This is a genomic window from Nocardia albiluteola, assembly GCF_018860155.1.
In the GTDB taxonomy this organism is placed as follows: Bacteria; Actinomycetota; Actinomycetes; order Mycobacteriales; family Mycobacteriaceae; genus Nocardia; species Nocardia albiluteola.
In genome coordinates this window covers 15,642-34,627 of sequence record NZ_JAHKNI010000024.1, presented here as the reverse complement: position 1 = coordinate 34,627, position 18,986 = coordinate 15,642, and the positions used below count along the sequence as shown (strand labels likewise).

20 protein-coding genes are annotated in these 18,986 nt (G+C 66.7%); 15 read left to right on the top strand and 5 right to left on the bottom strand.

Annotated features, from left to right (window positions below):
• The first annotated feature begins 23 nt into the window (after positions 1 to 23).
• Entirely contained in the window at positions 24 to 584 is a 561-nt protein-coding gene (locus tag KO481_RS40000; protein ID WP_215923775.1) for a TetR/AcrR family transcriptional regulator, read from the top strand.
• Positions 585 to 953: 369 nt separating this feature from the next.
• On the opposite strand, the gene KO481_RS39995 is transcribed toward KO481_RS40000, so the two are convergent.
• The 4 genes from KO481_RS39995 to KO481_RS39980 form a co-directional block, all read right to left on the bottom strand.
• On the bottom strand, positions 954 to 2,609 hold the full coding sequence (locus KO481_RS39995) for an alpha-L-fucosidase (protein WP_215923774.1): 1,656 nt from the start codon (positions 2,607 to 2,609) through the stop codon (positions 954 to 956).
• 585 nt (positions 2,610 to 3,194) lie between these two features.
• Complete coding sequence (locus KO481_RS39990) at positions 3,195 to 3,410, bottom strand: hypothetical protein (protein WP_215923773.1); 216 nt, start codon at positions 3,408 to 3,410, stop codon at positions 3,195 to 3,197.
• On the bottom strand, positions 3,373 to 4,116 hold the full coding sequence (locus tag KO481_RS39985) for a DUF2071 domain-containing protein (protein ID WP_245402201.1): 744 nt from the start codon (positions 4,114 to 4,116) through the stop codon (positions 3,373 to 3,375). Before KO481_RS39985 ends, KO481_RS39990 begins: the two co-directional genes overlap by 38 nt.
• A gap of 11 nt (positions 4,117 to 4,127) precedes the next feature.
• Complete coding sequence (locus KO481_RS39980) at positions 4,128 to 4,466, bottom strand: metalloregulator ArsR/SmtB family transcription factor (protein ID WP_215923772.1); 339 nt, start codon at positions 4,464 to 4,466, stop codon at positions 4,128 to 4,130.
• A 426-nt stretch (positions 4,467 to 4,892) separates the two neighbouring features.
• Between KO481_RS39980 and KO481_RS39975 the strand changes: the two genes are divergently transcribed.
• The 14 genes from KO481_RS39975 (at position 4,893) to KO481_RS39910 (ending at position 18,189) form a co-directional block, all read left to right on the top strand.
• The gene (locus tag KO481_RS39975) at positions 4,893 to 6,032 is read left to right on the top strand and encodes an acyl-CoA dehydrogenase family protein (protein ID WP_215923771.1); all 1,140 of its coding nucleotides are present in this window, start codon (positions 4,893 to 4,895) and stop codon (positions 6,030 to 6,032) included.
• Positions 6,033 to 6,148: 116 nt separating this feature from the next.
• The gene (locus KO481_RS39970) at positions 6,149 to 6,937 is read left to right on the top strand and encodes an enoyl-CoA hydratase/isomerase family protein (protein ID WP_215923770.1); all 789 of its coding nucleotides are present in this window, start codon (positions 6,149 to 6,151) and stop codon (positions 6,935 to 6,937) included.
• Positions 6,938 to 6,984: 47 nt separating this feature from the next.
• Positions 6,985 to 7,362 carry a Zn-ribbon domain-containing OB-fold protein gene (locus tag KO481_RS39965; protein WP_215923769.1) on the top strand — a complete coding sequence of 126 codons (378 nt, stop codon included), beginning with the start codon at positions 6,985 to 6,987 and terminating at the stop codon, positions 7,360 to 7,362.
• Positions 7,359 to 8,510, top strand: coding sequence for a thiolase family protein (locus KO481_RS39960; RefSeq protein ID WP_215923768.1), 1,152 nt, complete (start codon positions 7,359 to 7,361; stop codon positions 8,508 to 8,510). Before KO481_RS39965 ends, KO481_RS39960 begins: the two co-directional genes overlap by 4 nt.
• A 43-nt stretch (positions 8,511 to 8,553) precedes the next feature.
• Positions 8,554 to 9,747, top strand: a complete 1,194-nt coding sequence (locus tag KO481_RS39955) for an acyl-CoA dehydrogenase family protein (RefSeq protein ID WP_215923813.1) — start codon at positions 8,554 to 8,556, stop codon at positions 9,745 to 9,747.
• Positions 9,744 to 10,694 carry a phosphotransferase family protein gene (locus KO481_RS39950; RefSeq protein ID WP_215923767.1) on the top strand — a complete coding sequence of 317 codons (951 nt, stop codon included), beginning with the start codon at positions 9,744 to 9,746 and terminating at the stop codon, positions 10,692 to 10,694. The genes KO481_RS39955 and KO481_RS39950 overlap by 4 nt, the downstream gene beginning before the upstream one ends.
• Before the next feature lie 29 nt (positions 10,695 to 10,723).
• Positions 10,724 to 11,926 carry an acyl-CoA dehydrogenase family protein gene (locus KO481_RS39945; RefSeq protein WP_215923766.1) on the top strand — a complete coding sequence of 401 codons (1,203 nt, stop codon included), beginning with the start codon at positions 10,724 to 10,726 and terminating at the stop codon, positions 11,924 to 11,926.
• On the top strand, positions 11,923 to 12,681 hold the full coding sequence (locus tag KO481_RS39940; protein WP_215923765.1) for an SDR family NAD(P)-dependent oxidoreductase: 759 nt from the start codon (positions 11,923 to 11,925) through the stop codon (positions 12,679 to 12,681). Before KO481_RS39945 ends, KO481_RS39940 begins: the two co-directional genes overlap by 4 nt.
• A gap of 13 nt (positions 12,682 to 12,694) precedes the next feature.
• Positions 12,695 to 13,486 carry an SDR family NAD(P)-dependent oxidoreductase gene (locus KO481_RS39935; protein ID WP_215923764.1) on the top strand — a complete coding sequence of 264 codons (792 nt, stop codon included), beginning with the start codon at positions 12,695 to 12,697 and terminating at the stop codon, positions 13,484 to 13,486.
• Positions 13,486 to 14,538 carry an NAD(P)-dependent alcohol dehydrogenase gene (locus tag KO481_RS39930; protein WP_215923763.1) on the top strand — a complete coding sequence of 351 codons (1,053 nt, stop codon included), beginning with the start codon at positions 13,486 to 13,488 and terminating at the stop codon, positions 14,536 to 14,538. Before KO481_RS39935 ends, KO481_RS39930 begins: the two co-directional genes overlap by 1 nt.
• A gap of 50 nt (positions 14,539 to 14,588) precedes the next feature.
• Positions 14,589 to 16,100 carry a class I adenylate-forming enzyme family protein gene (locus tag KO481_RS39925; RefSeq protein WP_215923762.1) on the top strand — a complete coding sequence of 504 codons (1,512 nt, stop codon included), beginning with the start codon at positions 14,589 to 14,591 and terminating at the stop codon, positions 16,098 to 16,100.
• A gap of 45 nt (positions 16,101 to 16,145) precedes the next feature.
• Positions 16,146 to 16,769 (top strand): TetR/AcrR family transcriptional regulator, encoded by a 624-nt coding sequence (locus KO481_RS39920; protein WP_215923761.1) that lies wholly within the window; start codon positions 16,146 to 16,148, stop codon positions 16,767 to 16,769.
• 68 nt (positions 16,770 to 16,837) lie between these two features.
• Positions 16,838 to 17,173 carry an EthD domain-containing protein gene (locus KO481_RS39915; RefSeq protein WP_215923760.1) on the top strand — a complete coding sequence of 112 codons (336 nt, stop codon included), beginning with the start codon at positions 16,838 to 16,840 and terminating at the stop codon, positions 17,171 to 17,173.
• A gap of 65 nt (positions 17,174 to 17,238) precedes the next feature.
• On the top strand, positions 17,239 to 18,189 hold the full coding sequence (locus KO481_RS39910; protein WP_215923759.1) for an MBL fold metallo-hydrolase: 951 nt from the start codon (positions 17,239 to 17,241) through the stop codon (positions 18,187 to 18,189).
• A gap of 31 nt (positions 18,190 to 18,220) precedes the next feature.
• Here KO481_RS39910 and KO481_RS39905 read toward each other — a convergent pair whose 3' ends face one another.
• On the bottom strand, positions 18,221 to 18,985 hold the full coding sequence (locus KO481_RS39905) for an SDR family NAD(P)-dependent oxidoreductase (RefSeq protein ID WP_215923758.1): 765 nt from the start codon (positions 18,983 to 18,985) through the stop codon (positions 18,221 to 18,223).
• Position 18,986 lies beyond the last annotated feature (1 nt).

Genomic DNA, 18,986 nt, shown 5'->3' with positions numbered 1-18,986 from the left:
CATAAATGTGTATGCTCGTATACATGACAGTGCGCGATGCAGCCGCCACCAAGCAACGAATCCTGGAACACGCACGATGCCAGTTCGCTCAGCACGGGTACACGGCGATCACCGTCAAAGGCGTCGCCGACGCGGCCGACGTGTCACCCAACCTCATCACGCGCTACTTCGGCGGCAAGGACGGCCTCTTCCTGGCGGCGGCCCAGGTGGAGATCGCGGTCTCGGACTCCATCGACGGCGACCGCTCCACGCTGGGTTCGCGCCTCGCGGCGAATATTGTCCAACGCTGGTTCGGTGCACCCGGGCAGGATCCGCTGCTCGTGCTGCAACGCGCGTCCGGCGAACGCCCGCAGGCAGCGGAGGCGCTGGCCGCCTTCCTCGACACGAACTCGCTGGAGCCGCTGCACCGCTACCTGCGCGACAGCGGCCTGGATGATGCGGATGCCCGCAGCCGAGCCTCAGCGATCGACGCTTTCGTGCTCGGCGTCTCGACCCGCCGCCGGGTCCTGCGTTCCGAACTCGGCAACCCCGCTGATCTCCAGGCCTGGCTGAGCGCCACCATCCAACGTCTCGCCGACGGGTGATGCACGACAGACGAATCCGCCATTTGCCGTCTCGATATGTTGCGGCACCTCAGGTCAACGCCAGTGGGGTGCCTCAACTTCGAAGAGACAGGACAACAGCACCGCACGACCCGACCAGCGCGAACCAAGCAGCCAGGTATTTCAACAATGCGAGGCACAAGCCCAAATCGCCTGCGGGAGCTCGGGAAACGAACCAATGCCGAACGCGGTGCTGGGGGAGGCGCTGGAGTACCTCGGCGGACAGTTCGGCATCGCTGACGCCTCGTGCGTGAGGCGGTACTGCGTTCTGGCCGGGGCGGGGGTGGGCCTCGGCCAGCCTGTCACATCAAGGATGTACTCGATCTTTCGTTTCGGGCATGTTCGCCTGGTTCAGTCGATGATGTAGCCGAGGGGACCTTCCAGGGAGTAGTGGCTCGGGTCTTCGCAGCCGGATTGACCGGTCACCAGGTGATCTCTGGTGCTGGAGTTGAAGCAGCGGTAGAGGGGAACGGTGCCCGCGACCTGGTTGCGGTAGACGTAGCCGAGGGGACCTTCGAAGGAGTAGTGGCTCGAGTCCTCGCAACCGGATTGACCGGTCACCAGGTGATCTCTGGTGCTGGAGTTGAAGCAGCGGTAGAGGGGAACGGTGCCCGCGACCTGGTTGCGGTAGACGTAGCCGAGCGGACCTTCCAGGGAGTAGTGGCTCGGGTCCTCGCAGCCGGATTGAGTGGTCACCAGGTGATCTTTGGTGCCGGGGTTGAAACAGCGGTAGAGGGCGACGGGACCGGAGCGGCTGGAGACGGTCAGTTTGATCGCGGTGTCGTTGGCGTCCCAGAACTCTGGGATGGTGAGCCTGACCCGGTTGATGTCCTGGGTGAGCAAGACTGGCATGCCGTCCTTGACCAGGGAGGCTGCTGAAAAGACTTTGCCGTCCTGGGGTAGGGGAAGGGTGAGGGTTTGCCCGGCAGGCGGTTTGAGCACGTGGAGGTACTCGGTGCGGTCGTCGGGTGATTTGGTCGCTACGCCCCAGGACAGGTCGGTGATGCGGGTTCCGGCCTTGGTGGGGTAGGAGGTGCTGGGCCGGGTGCCCTCGACGGAGGGTTTGATCTGGTCGATCCAGGTGCCGACCTGCTGTAGTGCGGGCATGACGCCGGGTTCCCAGCCGCCGCCGGCATAGGGGCCAGCGGCCCAGGCCATGCCGCCGCCCTCGCTGTCGGTGGCCGCCTGCAGGACGGTGTATCGGAACATGCTTTGTGGTGAGTATTTCACCGAGCCGCCGGTTTCCGATGCCCACCAGGAGGTTCCGGTTCCGCGCATGGTCGCGGCCACGGGCTCGGCGTAGCCGGGCCACAGGTCCCCGTTGGTCTGCGCGAACTCCTGCTGGCCGAAGTACTCCTTCATGCCCATGTCCAGGCCGTACAGGTTGCCGTAGTTGTTCTGGATCAGGACCGCGCGGGGGCTGACCGCTTTGATCGTGTTGCGCAGCCGGGGGTAGTCGATGACGTTCTGGCTGTCGCCCTGGGGGCTTCCCTCGTCCAGGTACAGGCCGTCGATCCGTGCCCCGTAGCGCTGCATCAACTCCTGGTAGATGTCGTTGATGAACGCGTTCCATCGGGGGCGGTTGAAGTCCGTTCCCGGGTTATAGGGCTGATCGGTCGGGTGAGGCTGTGTGCCCCAGCCGGTCTGCTGCTTGTCCGCGTCGGTGAATTCCATGCCGTCGCGGGGATGGGTGTAGAGGTAGACATGGATGCCTTTGGCCTTGACCGCGGTGATCATGTCCCCGATGAGGTCGCGGTCGACGCGGTGGTTGGGCAGGCCCCAGTCCAGCATCTTCTGGCTCGGATACAGGGCCACCATCTTGGAGTGCCAGGCGGTGAAGATGACGTACTGCACCTTCGCGGCGGCCAAATCGTTGGCGAACCCGTTCGCGTCGAAGCTGTTCGCCAGGGCGTTGGGGTCCTCGACGGCCACGCCGCTGGAGTTCACCGTGAGGCGGGGCAGGTAGTGGACGAACAGACCGTACTTGTGATCGAGAATGTTGGTCATTCCGTCGTCCGCAGAGGCCCGTTGCGTCTGGAAAGGCGCCACGAGCACGGCCATCAGCAAGACCAGCGGAACGAACAGTCGCGCCAGTTTCCGTCTGCCGGATAGGGGCATGAGCAGCCCGAGAACCTCACGGACACGGCCCGAATCCGCAGACGGATGCGGAAACACACCAGAATCACTCTCACATGACACAACCAGCTCCTGCCGACCATCGCGGGATCCACACCTGTTGACCCAGAGGGAGTTTGACACCAATTCACACGAAAAATACTGGTATCAAAGGATTTCGAGCCGCCGTCACAGCAGTCACGCCGGACAGTGCCGGATCGGACTCCGCCGAGGGGGTACGCTCAGCCGAACCGGCCGCGAAACACACTCCGCCGCAATGCGACAACGTACGAGCTGCCACATTGGATAGCGTCGATCGTGGCGGACTCCGATAAGGGTCCCTGCTTCGCTAGGGAGGTATCCAAGACCGCTTGCGCCAGATCGGACCCGCTGTTGCGGCCGGTCAGCGCGACACGGACCGGGAACCGTTGCACCGAGGGCTGGTGTCGCGCTGGTCGCGGAACGCCGCGGTGCCGATCAGTCGCGGTCGCTGTCGTGCCCGGCGAGTTGCCGCCCCAGCAGCCTGGCATTGAGTTCGATCTCGAACGCGGGTCCGCCGTACATGTAGGTGTCGTCGTTCTCGTAGTCGTTGTTGCGCTCGAGGGCGTGGAGGATGTAGAGCGTGTGCCGGAGTACTGGTGGAGGGGTGTTATTCCTAGCGTGCGCTATTCCCTGCAGTCGCAGAGCCGGCAACGATTCGCAGAGGCGGAAGGGGGCGCCAGCTCACAGGCACCTCGCGCATCAGCAAGGCGCAGTCGAGCACCGCGCTGCCTGGCGGGAACCGGTCCCGGTCGTCGAAGACCGTGGACCGAATCGAGCAGACCTCGACCGGCTCGACGTGCCACGAGTCCGTTCGGAGTTCGAGCCCATCGAGGCATTGACCGCCACGCGTGGCCGAGAATCCGGCCGAGCCACGCCGAAAGAAGTCCGATGCCTGCGCCAGATCGGCGAACAGTTCGCTTCCCTGGAACCGCTCGACGGTCCGGACGTCCACACTCACCGAGATCGTCTCGTCCTGACTGGCGAAAGCCACATGCAGGTCCTGCGCCGTCTCCCGCACGTCGAACCGCGCCAAACTATGATCACCCGGAAACAGCCGCCCACCGGCAAGGACATTGATCACCGAGCCGCTGTCGCGACGCGAGATATACACCCCGGTCGAGCGTCCCTGCGGACCATCCCACTCAACCGCGATGCGATGCGCCGCGTTCTCGCTGCGCAGCCCGCCCCAGCCAGGCAGCCAACTGGGTCGGAACTGTCCGAGGCGGATCAGGCAGATGCCGGCGACCGCCCAACCGTCAACCAGTTGGGGTCGCATAGGCGGCGGCACCAAGCTCGCGGCTGCCTCAGGGGCGACTCGGTAGTTCACAAGAAGGCGTCGCTCGACGAGGCTGGACATCCGCGGAGGTCTCATCCGGCACCCCTGTTCTTCGTGGTTCGCATTCTGCGCTGCTTGACGATGACCTGTTCCGGGCAGATCGCGCTCAGGAACCTGCCGACACACAACGCCAGTCGTTCCTCGACAAGCGAGTAGAAGATCCGATTGGCGACTCGTCGCTCTCGGACGAGCCCGGCTGCCTTCAGTACGCCCAGATGCCGGGAGATCGACGGACCACTGATCGGAAACCTCGCGGCGATATCACCCGCGGTCAACTCGCCCGAACGCAGATCCTCCAGGATCTGCCGGCGCGTCGAGTCGGCCAGCGCGCGGAACACACCAGCTTCCTCCTCAGGGCCGAGTTCGGTCATGTTTGCATTTTAGCACTATAGCTAAATAGCGAATAACCATAGGGTATTCCTGTCACGCACTGGTGGTGGCCGTTCCTGGCGGCGTCGTCCGGAGGGCGAATCGACCACTACGCCAACCTCCTACAGCAACGAAAGCTGCTCGTCATAGGCAAATAGTGGCGGGGCGAGGCTCCCAGTTCGGGTTGCCGCGGATTGTGCCCAGCGACGGGCCCTGCCGGGGCGGGACTGGTGCCGATCGGCTGGCATCGGCGTCCGCACTGGCGGCCGGGTGTGCGGGCTTGCTCGGGGGTTCACGTGTCAGCGAACGTGGTCAGCCCTCGAGTGGATGGATCATGAAATGAACTTAGTTCAGCCGAGGCCTTCTGGTCGAGGCATGTCCTCGCTACTCTCAGACTATCGAACTGAACTCAGCTCAACCGGAGGATCATGTCCACACCATTGGCGGCCGCAGGTGAAATCCGCTGGCCACGTTCGGAAACGGCCGGGTTCATACCCGGTCCGGAGCAGTTCGCCCTGCGTGAGTCTCTGCGGGCGCTGCTGGGTAAGCGCGGCGACATCACCCAGGTTCGCGAAGCCTCATCCACGGAACGCGGGTTCTCGGCATCGCTCTGGCAGGCTCTCGTCGACGACATGTCGGTTACCAGACTCGCCGTACCCGAGGATCGGGGCGGGCTGGGATACGGCGTGGCCGAACTGGCGACGATTCTCGAGGAGTGCGGGCGCGCACTGGTTTGCGAGCCGGTCTTCAGCTCCGCCGTGCTAGGGGTACAGGCCCTTCTGCTGACCCGCCCCGACGACGACCTCCTCGAGGGCGTGTTGGGCGGAGATCTGCTGGCCACTGTCAGCGCCCTGGATGCCACCACGGACGATCTGCGTGCGTCCCGGACGTCGGCCGGATGGGTCGTCGACGGTACCGTCACTCACCTCACCTGCGGCGGAGATGCCGATGTGGTCGTCGCATCCGCGGACTCTCAGGACGGACGCCGCCTGTTCGCCCTGCGTCCAGGCCGGGACTGCGTACGAACCGAGCGAACGGTTCTGGATCCCACCCGCCGACAGGCGGACGTGACGCTGCGGGGCGCTCGGGCCGTCGCACTCACGGAGCCGGGGGAGACCGCCGCCGCGGCCACACGCTTGCGCGACCTCGGCGCGCTTGCCCTCGCCAGCGAGAACACCGGGATTGTCGACATGCTGCTCGAGATGACCGTGGCCTACACGTCGACTCGGCGGCAGTTTGACCGGGCGATCGGCTCCTTCCAGGCCGTCAAGCATCGGCTTGCCGACCTATTGGTCCTGCTCGAGCGTGCGCGATCGGCCTCCCGATATGCGGCTGCGGCCTTCGCTCAGGACCCAGATGCGGCGAGGCTGGCGGTCGCGGTGGCCGGTGCGGTGTGTACCGACGCGGCTGTCCAGGCGGCAGCCGAGGCTGTCCAGTTGCATGGCGGAATCGGTTTCACCTGGGAGCATCCCGCCCACTCCTATTTCCGTCGGGCCATGGGAAATGAAGCGGCACAAGGTGGTTCCCGTACGCATCGCGCCACGATAGCCGCGCTCGTCGGGTTGTGAGCGTCGGCGCCGCCGCGCTGAACCTCGTCGGTGACGCGTATTGACGCCGGTGATTCCAGCCGGTAAAACTGAAGTGAATCCAGTTCAGGAAACTCTCCCCGATCGAAAGAGGCCACATGATCGACACCGACCACATCGTGCTCGAGAAGGACGGCGACATCGCCCGGGTCTGGCTCAACCGCCCGCACAAGAAGAACGCCGTCACCACCGAGCTGCTGCACCGGCTCGACGAGATCATCGTCGAGGTCGACAACGACCCCGAGCTGAAGCTGCTCGTCCTGCGTGGCCGCGGTAACACCTTCTGCTCGGGCTTCGACCTCGATGAACTGCGCGCGAACTATGTCGGCAAGACCACCTCCATGGACGTGGCAGTGCTCTCGGCGAAGGTCTGCGACCGCTTGTACTCGATGAACACCCCGTCGCTCGCGGTACTGGAAGGCTATGTCACCGCGGGTGGTTTCGAGCTCATGATCTCCTGCGACTTCGCCGTCGCAGCTGACGATGCCAAGATCGGCGACTTCCACATCCGGCGGGCGCTGTTCGGTGGCGCGGGACCGATCTACCGGCTGCCGCGCATGATCGGCATCCGCAAGACCAAGGAGCTGATGCTGACCGGGAAGTTGTTGAGCGGTCAGCAGGCCGCCGCGTTCGACCTGATCAACGCCTCGGCGCCGGCCGCCGAACTCGACCAGCTGGTCGCCGATTTCGCCGCGCCCATCGTCGACAAGAGCCCGTTCACGATGAAGCTCACGAAGATGACCATCGACCGTGGCCTGGATGCGGACATCCAGTCGCTGATGGTGATGGAGCACCTGGCCGTCGGCAACGCGCTGCAATCCGAGGACGCCGCCGAGGGCGTGAACGCCTTCCTGGAGAAGCGCCAGCCGAAGTGGGTCGGTCGCTGAACCACGAACCGGTTCAATCCTTTCCGCGTGCGTAAGAAGGAAAAGACATGGGCGTTCCGGAGGTCCTCGCACTCGAGGGCAGCAGGTGCACGACGTGCGGCACCGTCGCATTCCCGGCCGGCACGATGTGCGGGCGGTGCGCCACAGCGACCATGACGGCGATTCCCCTGAGCGACCATGGCGTGGTCTGGGCTTACACCGTGCAACGGTTCGCGCCCAAATCACCGCCCTATGTCGTTCCGGGCGAAGGCTTTTCGCCGTTCGCCGTCGGATATGTCGAACTTCCGGAAGGCATCAGGGTCGAGGCGGTCCTGGACTGCACCGACTTCGCCGAACTGGACGGGGCGCAGGTGCGGCTGGTCGCCGTCGCGCCGGTGCCCCGGTTCGCGACTCGTACGTTCATTCAGGAAGGTAAGGCGCAGTGACACAGCCGGTCTCGATCATCGGCACCGGGTTGTCCCGGTTCGGCAGACAGCCCGAGGTCACCGGCCGCCAGCTCGCGGTCGTGGCGATCAACACCGCCCTCGACGACGCCGGATTGACGTGGCCGGACATCCAGCTGGCCTGCGGTGGCAGCGACAGCTCCGGCCTGGCCGATACCCTCGTCGCCGAATTGGGCTTCACCGGAATACCGTTCACCAACGTCAAGAACGGCTGCGCGACCGGCGGCAGCGCGCTGCTCGGCGCGGTCAATGCCGTGCGCTCCGGTATCGCCGAGATCGCGCTGGCCGTCGGTTTCGACAAGCATCCGCGCGGTGCGTTCGACCCGATGCCGCAGGAATGGGGTCTGCCGCACGGCTACGGGGAGGCCGGGCTCATGGTCACCACGCAGTTCTTCGGCGCGAAGATCAACCGGTACATGCGGCTGCACGGCATCTCCACCATGACGCTGGCCAGGGTCGCGGAGAAGGCTTACCGCAACGGCAGTCTCAACCCCAATGCCTGGCGGACCGAACCGATGTCTGCGGCGGAGATCGCCGCGGCCCCCATGGTGAACGACCCGCTGACCAGGTTCATGTTCTGCTCACCCGGGACCGGTGGCGCCGCGGTGATCGTGGCGAGCGAGTCCGCGACCCGGCGCCTGGGCGCGCGTGGCATCCGCCTGCGCGCGATCAGTCACCGCACCCGCCGCTTCGGCTCTTTCGAGGTGTTCAGCCCGGCGATCCAGGGCAGCGGCGAACCGACCAGCGTGAGCTCCGACGCGGCGGCCGCGGCGTTCGAGGAGGCCGGCATCGGTCCCGGCGACGTCGACGTCGCACAACTGCAGGACACCGAGAGCGGTGCGGAGATCATGCACATGGCCGAATGCGGCTTCTGCGAACACGGCGAGCAGGAGGCGATGCTCGCCGCGGGCGACACCGAAATCGGTGGGCGCCTGCCGGTCAACACCGATGGCGGCTGCATCGCCAATGGTGAGCCGATCGGCGCGTCGGGGCTGCGTCAGGTCCACGAGATCGTCACCCAACTGCGCGGTGCGGCGGGCGCCCGGCAGGTTCGGGGGACGCCGCGGGTGGGGTTCACCCACGTCTACGGCGCGCCGGGGATCAGCGCTTGCACCGTGCTCTCGGTGTGAGCCGAGCACATCGATCGAGAGAAGAACAGTGACCGAACCTACGATTCCCGATTTGGACCGGTTCATCGAACTAGCGACGTCCTGGCTCGCCGGTGTGGCCGCACCCCGCACCGAAAGTCCCTGGGGCAGCGGGACCGATTCGGTCGCGGTCTTCGAAAACTGGACCGAAGCCCAGGAGCGTGCCGAGACCGAGCGTGTGCGCGCCTACGAACGCGCCAAGTTCGACGCGGGCTGGGGTGCGCTGAACTGGCCGGGCGGCTACGGCGGGCGCGAACTCCCGCTGTCGTACGTACTCGCGTTCCGGCGTGCCGAGGAAGCCTTCGACCTGCCGAAGCGCACCGAAATGTTCTCGGTGACACAGCAATTGGTGGCACCGACGATCGACCAGTGGGGCACCGAGGAGCAGCGGGAGCGGTATGTGCGCGCCATGCTGCGCACCGATGTCATTGCCTGCCAGCTCTTCTCCGAGACCGAGGCGGGGTCGGATCTGGCCGCGGTACGGACCAGGGCGGTCAGGACGGACGACGACGCCTGGATTCTCAACGGGCACAAGGTGTGGACCTCCGGCGCCCGGATCGCCGACATCGGCGTTGCGGTGTGCCGGACCGATCCGGCCGTCGCGAAACATGCGGGCCTGACCGTGTTCCTGGTTCCGATGGACACCCCTGGTGTCACCGTGCGCCCGATCCGGCAGATGACCGGGGGGAGTTCCTTCAACGAGGTCTATCTCGACGACGTTCGTCTCGACGACGGTTATCGGCTCGGTCCGGTTGGCAAGGGGTGGCAGGTCGCGCTGACCGTGCTGGCGGCCGAGCGCCTGGACGGCGCCAACCTGGGCCTGGCCAATGCCGATCGCGCGATCGCGCTGGCCGGGAATCTGGATCGTGTCCTCACCGAACTCGAACGTGACCGAGTGGCCGACCTGGTGACCCGCGGTTATGTGCAGCGCGTCGCCGCGATGCGGGTGGCCGCGGCCGTGGTGGCCGGGCGCGATCCGGGACCCGAGGCATCGATCGGGAAGCTGCTGGCCACCGACACGATGGCGCGGACCTCGGAGGTCGTGCGGCTGCTGCTCGGCCGCGATCTGGCCGCCGATTCCGGCGCGTGGGGCACCTTCGCGTGGACCGAACATGTGCTCGGGGCGCCCGGATACCGGATCGCGGGCGGCACGGACGAGATCCAGCACAACATCATCGCCGAGCGCGTGCTCGGCCTGCCCAAGGAGCCGCGCCCATGAGCCCGACACTGGAACAGCGGGTCGCAGCGCGACTGCGCGCTGATTTCGGCGTAAGCCTGACGTCCTTCGAACGGCTGCCCGGTGGCCATTCCGGCCTGACCTTCCGGGCGGAAACCAGCGGCGAATCATATGTCGTCAAGGCGGTGCCGGAAGGTAGCAAACCGATCGGCCGCCACGACATGTTGCGTCAGGCTCGCATCATGCAGGTGTTGGCGCAGACTCCCGTGCCGGTGCCGCGCATCGCGATGGTGGACAGCGACGAACCCGCTTGGTTCGCCATGGAACTCGTCGTCGGTGAGTCGCTGGAGCCGGTTCTCGACGATCCCGCGGTCGCCGCGGACCTGGCCGCGGCCCGGATGCGCCACGCCGCGCAGCTGCTGCCCGCGCTGCACGCGGTGGATTCGGCCGACATGTCCGTGTCCGCGCTGACGCCCGCCGAGGAACTCGCCCGCTGGGCACGCACTCTCGGCGCCGTGCCACCCGAATTGGTTTCCGGCGGTGATCGGTTGCTCGCACTGCTCGAACGCCGGATCCCCGAGCCGATGACGCCGGGGCTCGTGCACGGCGACTATCGCCTGGGCAACATCATCTCCGCCGGCCCGGAACCGGTCGCCCTGATCGACTGGGAGATCTGGAGCATGGGCGATCCGCGCGTGGAACTCGGATGGTTCCACGTCTTCGCGGACGGCAGCAATTTCCCCGGTGTCGGCCGGGAGGTGCCCGGTCTGCCCAGCGCGGCGGAACTGCTGGACATCTACTGCGCCGGCGGGCCCACGCTCGCCGAGCAAACCTGGTTCGACGCGCTCGGGCGGCTCAAGATGGCCGCCATCATGGGCCATAACCTCCGCAGGCATCGCGAAGGCCGGCATCACGATCCGGACCAGGAGAAACTGCCCGCGACCATCACTCGCCTCATCGAGACCGGAACCGCGCTACTCGCCGGTTGACCCTCGCCCTGCCGCTCAGGAGCCGCACTGTGGACTTTTCCTACTCCGCCCGCACCCGGGATCTGCTCGTCGAACTCGAAGACTTCATGAACAGCCACGTATTTCCGGCCGAACCGGTGTACGACGCGCAGATCGCCGCGAATGCCAACCCGCACGAACAGCCGCAGATCATGCGCGATCTGCAAACTGAGGCCAGGCGGCGGGGTCTGTGGAACCTGTTCATGACACACGACGGCCTTGGCGTGGGGCTCACCAACCTCGAATACGCGCCGCTTGCCGAGGTGGTCGGCCGCTCGGTGATCGGCAACGAAGCGATCAACTGTTCGGCGCCGGACACGGGCAACATGGAGATCCTGGCCATGTACGGCACCGAGCAGCAGCAGCAACAGTGGTTGAAACCGTTGCTGGACTGCGGGATTCGCTCCGCGTTCGCGATGACCGAGCCCGCGGTGGCCAGCTCGGACGCCACCAACATCACCTCGACGATTCGCCGCGACGGTGACGAGTACGTCCTGAACGGGCGCAAGTGGTACACCTCGGGAGTTCTCGATCCGGACTGCAAGCTGATCATCTTCATGGGCAAGTCCGATCCGGCGGCGAAGACCTACCGCCAGCAGAGCATGATCCTGGTACCCGCCGACGCCCCCGGCATCGAGGTGCTGCGCGATCTGCCGATGTTCGGCTTCCACGATCGTCTCGGCCACGGCGAGGTCCAATTCACCGACGTCCGGGTGCCCGCGGAGAACATGCTGGGCTCCGAGGGCGACGGTTTCGCCATCGCTCAGGGCCGGCTCGGGCCGGGCCGCATGCATTACGCGATGCGCGCCATCGGCATGGCCGAACGAGCCATGGAGCTGATGTGCCGCCGGGCGCTGGAACGCACCGCATTCGGTGGCCCGCTCGCGGATCGGGGCGTGGTCCGCGAGTGGATCGCGCGCAGCCGCATCGAGATCGATCAGATCCGGTTGCTGGTGCTTCAGTCGTCCTGGCTGATGGACACCCAGGGCAACGCCGCGGTGCGCTCGCAGGTCGCGGCGATCAAGGTCGCGGCGATGGAGGTGGCACACACCGTCGTCGATCGCGCCGTGCAGACCTTCGGCGCCGCCGGGGTGAGCAACGACACCGTCCTTGCCCGGATGCACGCCATCACCCGCGCACTGCAGATCGCCGACGGCCCCAACGAGGTGCATCTGCGCACGATCGCTCGTCTCGAAGTGGAGAAATACCGATGAACACATCCGATCTGAGCGGCAAGGTCGCCCTGGTCACCGGTGCCAGCCGGGGCCTGGGACTGGCCATTGCGCGTGGACTGCGCGACGCGGGCGCCGCGGTGATCGTGTCGAGCCGGAAACTGGCGGCCTGCCAGGAGGCGGTGGCACGGTTGGGCGATTCCCCGGTGGGCAGCGCCCATCCGCTGGAACTGCACGTCGGCAAGTGGGACACCATCGAGCCGGCGCTCGACCGGATCATCGCGGAGTTCGGGCGGCTGGACATCGTCGTGAACAATGCGGGCATCGCACCGGTGGCCGAGGATCTCGCGTCAGTGACGGAATCGTTGTGGGACAAAACCATCGAGGTCAACCTGAAGGGACCGTTCCGGCTGATGGCCGCGGCCGGCGCCCGGATGGCCGCGGCCGACGGCGGATCGATCATCAACATCTCCAGCATCGGCGCCCTGCGGCCGAGCCCGCCGGAAACGATGTACGCGGCCGCCAAGAGCGGGCTCAACGCCCTGACCCTGGCTTTCGCCCAGGCGTACGCGCCGACGGTTCGGGTGAACTGTGTCCTGCCGGGCGGGTTCGCGACGGATATGGCCGAGCACTGGGATGACGAGTTCATCGCGAAGATCGTCGATCGGCTACCAGCGGGACGGCTGGGCAGACCGGAGGAAATCGCCGGACTCGTCACCCATCTGGCCGGTGATGCGGCCAGCTACACCACCGGCGCGATCATTCCGGTCGACGGTGGCCGGACCGCGGTGTACTGAGGTGGATGCTGCAATGACCGACACCCGGACTACCGCCGACGTCGATACCCTCACCCGCCTGTTCGGCTTGCCCGGCCGGACAGCCGTGGTCACCGGCGCCTCTGCGGGCCTCGGGCTCGGCTTCGCCAAGGCGCTCGCCGATGCCGGGGCCACGGTGTTCGCCGCGGCCCGCCGCACCGACCGCCTGGCCGCCCTGGCCGACAGCGATCCGCGCATCGTGCCGGTTCGTTGCGATGTCACCGTCGACGACGATCGCCGGGCGCTGGTGGATCGCTGCTACGAACAGACCGGCCGCCTGGACGTGCTGGTCAACAACGCGGGCATGCCCGGACCCCCACGGGCGGAGCAGGAATCGGCCGAGGGTTTCGCGGCCCTGCTCGAGGTGAATCTGCTCGCCGGATTCCATCTCGCCCTCGCCGCGGCCACCGCCCTGCCGGAGGGACGAGGCGCGTCGATCGTCAACATCTCGTCGATCATCGGACTGGCCTCGACCGCGCCGATCGGCGGGGCGAGTTACGCCGCATCCAAGGCGGGAGTTCTGGGACTGACCCGCGAACTGGCCGGTCAGTGGGGTCATCGTGGGATCCGCGTCAACGCGGTCGTGCCGGGATGGTTCGATACCGAGATGACCGACGGGCTGTTCAGCAACGACAAGTCCGCCGGTTGGGTGCGACGCAACACCATGCTCGGCCGTGGCGGTGCGGCCGGGGAGGTCGACGGCGCGGTGCTGTTCCTCGCCTCGGATGCATCGTCGTACATGACCGGCCAGACCGTGGTGGTCGACGGCGGATGGACGGCACGCTGATGTTGGCCATACAGCTGACCGAATGGGGGCGGCCACCGGAACTGCGGGAAGTGCCGGTACCGCAGCCCGTCGGCGAGGAACTTCTGCTGCAGGTCACCGCGGCCGGACTGTGCCGATCCGATCTGCACGTCATGGACGCGGCGGCGGCGAGTTTCGACTGCCCGCTGCCGCTCACCCTCGGCCACGAGGTCGCCGGAACCGTCCTGGCTGCCGGACCGGACGCCGATCCGACATGGCTCGGCGAAACCGTTGTGGTGCACGGGATCTGGAGTTGTGGGCACTGCCGCAACTGCGCGCGTGGCCGGGAGAACTACTGCCTGCGGCTGCGGCCGCGCACCACCGGCGCCCCGGCGCCGATCGGCAACGGACTCGGATATCACGGCGGGCTGGCCCAGGCGATGCTGGTCCCGTCGGCCCGGCATCTGGTCCGCACCGATGGTCTGGACCCGGCCGTGGCCGCGCCGCTGACCGACGCGGGGCTGACCGCCTATCACGCGGTGCGCGAACACGCCGACCTGATCGATGCGCACGCGACCTGCGTGGTGATCGGCGTCGGTGGCCTCGGCCACCTTGGTGTGCAGATCCTGCGCGATATGGGCGCCGGTCGAATTCTCGCCGTCGACAACCGCGCGGACGCGCGCGAGATGGCCCTGCGGCTGGGCGCCGAGACAGCATTCCCCGACGTGGACTCTCTGCGAACGGCCCTGACCGACGGTGCCGATGTGATCATCGACTTCGCCGGCGCACCGGACACCGCGCAGCCTGCGATCCGGCTCCTTGCACCGGGCGGGCGCCTGACGGTGGTCGGCAGCGCCGGCGCCCGGATGGAGGTCGGCAAGCAGGTGGGCCTGGCCGCGGGCTGGCGGGTCACGGCACCGTTCTGGGGTCCGCACGCGGATCTGGTCGCAGTGATCGACATGGCGAGGCGCGGGGCCCTGCACGTGGAAGCCACCTCCTACCCACTGGCCGACGGCGTGGAGATCTACCGGCACCTGCGCGCCGGTGACATCACCGGACGCGCCGTGCTGATTCCGCCGCCATTGGCCCGCTGACCGGCAAGCACGCAGCGAAGAACCGACAGTCCACACGAGGAAAACAGACGATGAAGATACTCGCGAAAGAACTGCTCGAGCGGGCACAGCACAGCTCGGATCGGATCGCGGTCGTCGACGAGCTCGGCGAACATACCCTCGGTGAGATCGTCGCAGCGGCAACGACTCTGGCCGCCCGCATCGAAGCGATCGATCCGGGCGCCCCGACGGTACTGGTGCAGGCGGACAACACCTGGCACACCGTGGCCGCCGCGCTCGCGGTCGGGATGCGGGGCGGGGTCGTCGCGGTGCTGAGCCCACACGCGGCCGACTCCGAGTTCCGGCTCGCCGTGGCCGATATCGCGCCGGATCTGGTCTTCGCCGAGCCCGAGCCGCTGGATCGGTGGGACGTGCCCGCCGACTTCTCCCTCCGGGAGAACGCCTTCGCCGGTCGCGTGGTGTGCGCCCGGCCGGGGCCGTTCGGACCGGTGGAACGCTGGCGCGGCGGGACGGCCATCGCGATGACCTCGGGATCCACCGGCCGTCCCAAATGCGTCGTGCAGTCCGAGGAAGCCATCCGCTACGCCTGCGCACGCACGATCGAGGTCGTGGGCGTGCGGCCCGGCGACGCCATCGGAGCGTTCGTTCCGCTGTCGTCGGTGGCCGCGTTCTGCTTCGGCATGTATCTGCCCGCTTACCTGGGCGGGAGCATGGTGACGATTGAGAAGTGGTCCCCGGCCGCCGCGTTGCGCGCGATGGCGACCCATCGCGTCGCCTGGACGATGTTGGTTCCGACCATGGCCCTGCAGCTGTCGCTGGTCGAGAAATCCCCTGGCACGTTGGCGCTGCGAGCGATGACCGTGGGCGGCGGACCGATGAACGAGAGCGCCATGGCCGCGGCGGAGAACCGCCTCGGCACCACCTTCCTGCGGGTGTTCGGCATGTCCGAATGCCTCGGCCACACCACGCCGCGGATCGACGACCCGCCCGCGATCCGCCTCGGCCGCGATGGCCGTCCGTTCGAGGGCACCGTGGTCCGAGCCGTCGACGGCGCGGGGAACATCCTCGGCCCGGGCGAGGTCGGCGATGCCCAGGTGAAGGGACCGTCGTTGTTCGTGGGCTACGCCAGGGAGGGTGTTCCGGTACCGCCGGAACTCACCCCCGACGGATTTCTGCCCACCGGCGATCTGGTCGAGGTGGCCGGCGACGGCTCGATCCGCGTGCTGGGCCGGCAGAAGCAGATCATCATCCGCGGTGGCCGCAACATCGATATCAACGAGATGGAGTCGGCGATAGCGGGCCTGCCCGCGGTCGTCCAGATCTGTGTTGTCGCGGTGCCCGACGATCTGCTCGGTGAGCGGGCGGCCGCGCTGGTCGTCACCGATGGACCGCCGCTGACGCTGGACAGCGTCACCATGCAGCTCGCGGCCGCGGACGTGCCCAAGTTCAAATGGCCGGAATATCTGTTCACCGTGCCGGATCTGCCGCAGAACCGGGTCGGCAAACTGGACCGGCCCGAGGCGGTTCGCCTGGCGACCCGCTTGACAACCTCGACTGACTCGAGTTCAGCTCAGGTGAGGTAATGTCGATCCGGCCATATATACGAGACGCATGGGGGTATTTCACTAATGGTCGCTGATACCGAAGCTCGCCGCGAGAGCGCCCGTTCCAAGCGCAGCCATATCCTCAGCACGGCCATCGAGAAATTCGGGCAGGTCGGATACGAGCAGACCAAGTGGGCAACGGTCGCGGGCGAGGTCGGTATCGGCCAGACCGCGCTGTATCACTACTTCGAGTCCAAGGCGCATTGCCTGCTGACGATCATGCGCCTCGAACTGGCCGATTCCGTCGACCGCTTCGTCGCCGCCACCGAGAATCAGGACGAGCCCGAGCAGGCTCTGCGCGCAGCGGTCGCCGGAGCCCTGGCGGGGACACCGACCGATGCCCTGCAACGGCGGATCCTGCAGAGCCATATGGATCTGCTCACCGCACCGCGCCAGTCCGAGAAGGAGGAGGCCGAACGGCTGCGCTCCCGGGAGCTGGTACATCAGATCGAACAGAACTGGGCCGGGTTGGTGTCGCGCGGTATGGACGCCGGCGTGTTCATCGAGGGCGACCCGCGTCTGCTCGGGCAGTTGATCCTCGGCATGATCGTCAGCATCTGGCGCTGGTACCGGCCCCAGGGCAATCTGAGCCTGGCCGAGATCACCGAGACGATCAGCACCTCGGCCGTCCGGATGCTGGTCAAGTAGATCCGAGGCGCATCCGGGCAGGTTTCGGCACGCCTGCAGAAACCAAACAGAATTCAATTAGGAGAATCGTGTACAACCTCATCGTTCTGGCATCCCGCCCCAGCGATTGGTCGCATGAGCAGTTCGTCGAGTGGTGGCGCGGCGAACACGCCGAGGTCACCTACCCCCTGCCCGGACTGCTGCGCTGGCAGCACACCGAACTGCTCGAGTCGATCGACGAGAAGTCCGCGGGGTGGGACGGCCTGTCGATCCTGAGCTTCGAGTCTCGCGAGGCGCTCGACGTCGCGCTGGCGAGTCCGGAATGGCAGGCCGCGGTGCGGCACGTCGGCGCCATGCGGGGGCGTCGCATGATCTGGTTCGGCGACGAGCGCACGATGGTGCCGCTCACCGAAACTGCCGCGTGAGTACGCACTGGGCGGAACCCGGGTGTTACCCGGTAGCCGAAGGCATCCATCGCATTCCGCTGCAAATGCCACAGGACGGACTGCGTGCGATCAACGTGTACGTGCTGGAAACCGCTGCCGGCCTGGCATTGATCGACGGGGGCTGGCACCGGCCGGACACCTACCGTGAACTCGCCACCGGGCTCGCTCGAATCGGCCGTTCCCCCGATGAGATCCACGATGTGTTCGTCACACACGTGCATCGCGATCATTACACTTTTGCCGTCGAACTGCGTCGCAGGCACGGGTGCCGGGTCCATCTGGGCGCCGAGGAATCCTCGGGCCTCGAGGCCATCCACCGGCTCGGCACCAACGAGCCCGAGAATGCCCTGCACGAGCTACGCCGTGCGGGCGCAAGCGATCTCGCCTCCCGCGCCCGAGTCGACAGCTTGGCCGAGCCTTTCGATCCACAGGACTGGGAGCCACCCGACCACTGGTTGCGGCCGGGCACCGTCGAACTGTCCGGGTACCGTCTGTACGCCCAGGCAACTCCCGGTCATACCAAGGGCCACATGGTTTTTCGGGACCTCGATCGAAATCTGATGTTCACCGGCGACCACGTGCTGCCGACGATCACTCCCTCGATCGGGTTCGAACTCGGCCCATGGGAAATGCCGTTGGACAACTTCCTGTGCTCGCTGACGTTGCTGAGCGACGACGACGCACCGGTGATGCTGCCCGCCCACGGCCTTCCCGGCGGGAGCGTCGGCCGGCGAGCGCGCGCACTGCTCGCTCACCACGAACATCGGTTCGCTCAGATCCTCACCGTCGTCGGCGATTCGGCGTCCTCCACGGGATCGGCCGTGGCCCAGGCACTGACCTGGACGCGGCACGACCGCCGGTTCGACACCCTGGGCACCTTCGACCAGATGTTCGCCACCTGTGAGACGCTCGCGCATCTCGATGTGCTGGTCGCTCGAAATGTGTTGACCGCCAAGGACAACGACGGTGTGGACGTCTTCGGCATTGCTCGCTGAGGACGTCCACACCGTCGTTTCCGGACCCGCTCTACACGCAGGTCCACCCACCGTCGACGTAGAGTTCGGTGCCGGTGATGAAGGTCGAATCGTCGCTGGCCAGGAATGCGACCGCCGCAGCGACTTCCTCGGCTCGGCCGAGCCGGCCCATCGGGGTGTGCTCGAGCATCGCGCGGTGCCGGTCACTGCCCTCGTATCGGTCGAGTAGCTGGCGCGTCTGGATGAATGCCGGGTGGACCGAATTGACCCGCACACCCTTGGTCGCCCAGTGCAGGGCCGCATTCTTGGTCATCGTCCGGACCGCGCCCTTGGCCGCCGCATACGCCAGACTGTTGCCCAGTCCGCCCACGGTGCCCAGGACCGAGCAGAGGTTGACGATCGACCCCCCGCCGGTGCGTTCGATGAGCGCACCGGCGTGCTTCATACCCAGCCAGGTGCCGGTCTGGCTGATCGCGATCACCTTGTTGTACCGCTCGAGATCTTCGTCCACCACCGTGGCCAGGCTGCCGATGGCACCGTTGGCGACGAGCGCATCCAGGCCCGAGAAGCGCTCGGCGATCACCTCGACCGCATTGCGCCACTGCTGCTCGTCGCTGATATCCAGCTCGAGCACCTGGTGTAGGTCTGGATTCGGGATCTCTGCTGCCACCCGCGCACACGCCTCGGCATCCAGATCGGTCAGCACGAGCACGGCGCCCTCGTCTGCCAGCCGCCGCGCGATCTCCACGCCGATGCCACCGGAGGATCCCGTCAGCAGGACCACCTTGTCGCGCAATCTCGCACTACCGGCCGTCATA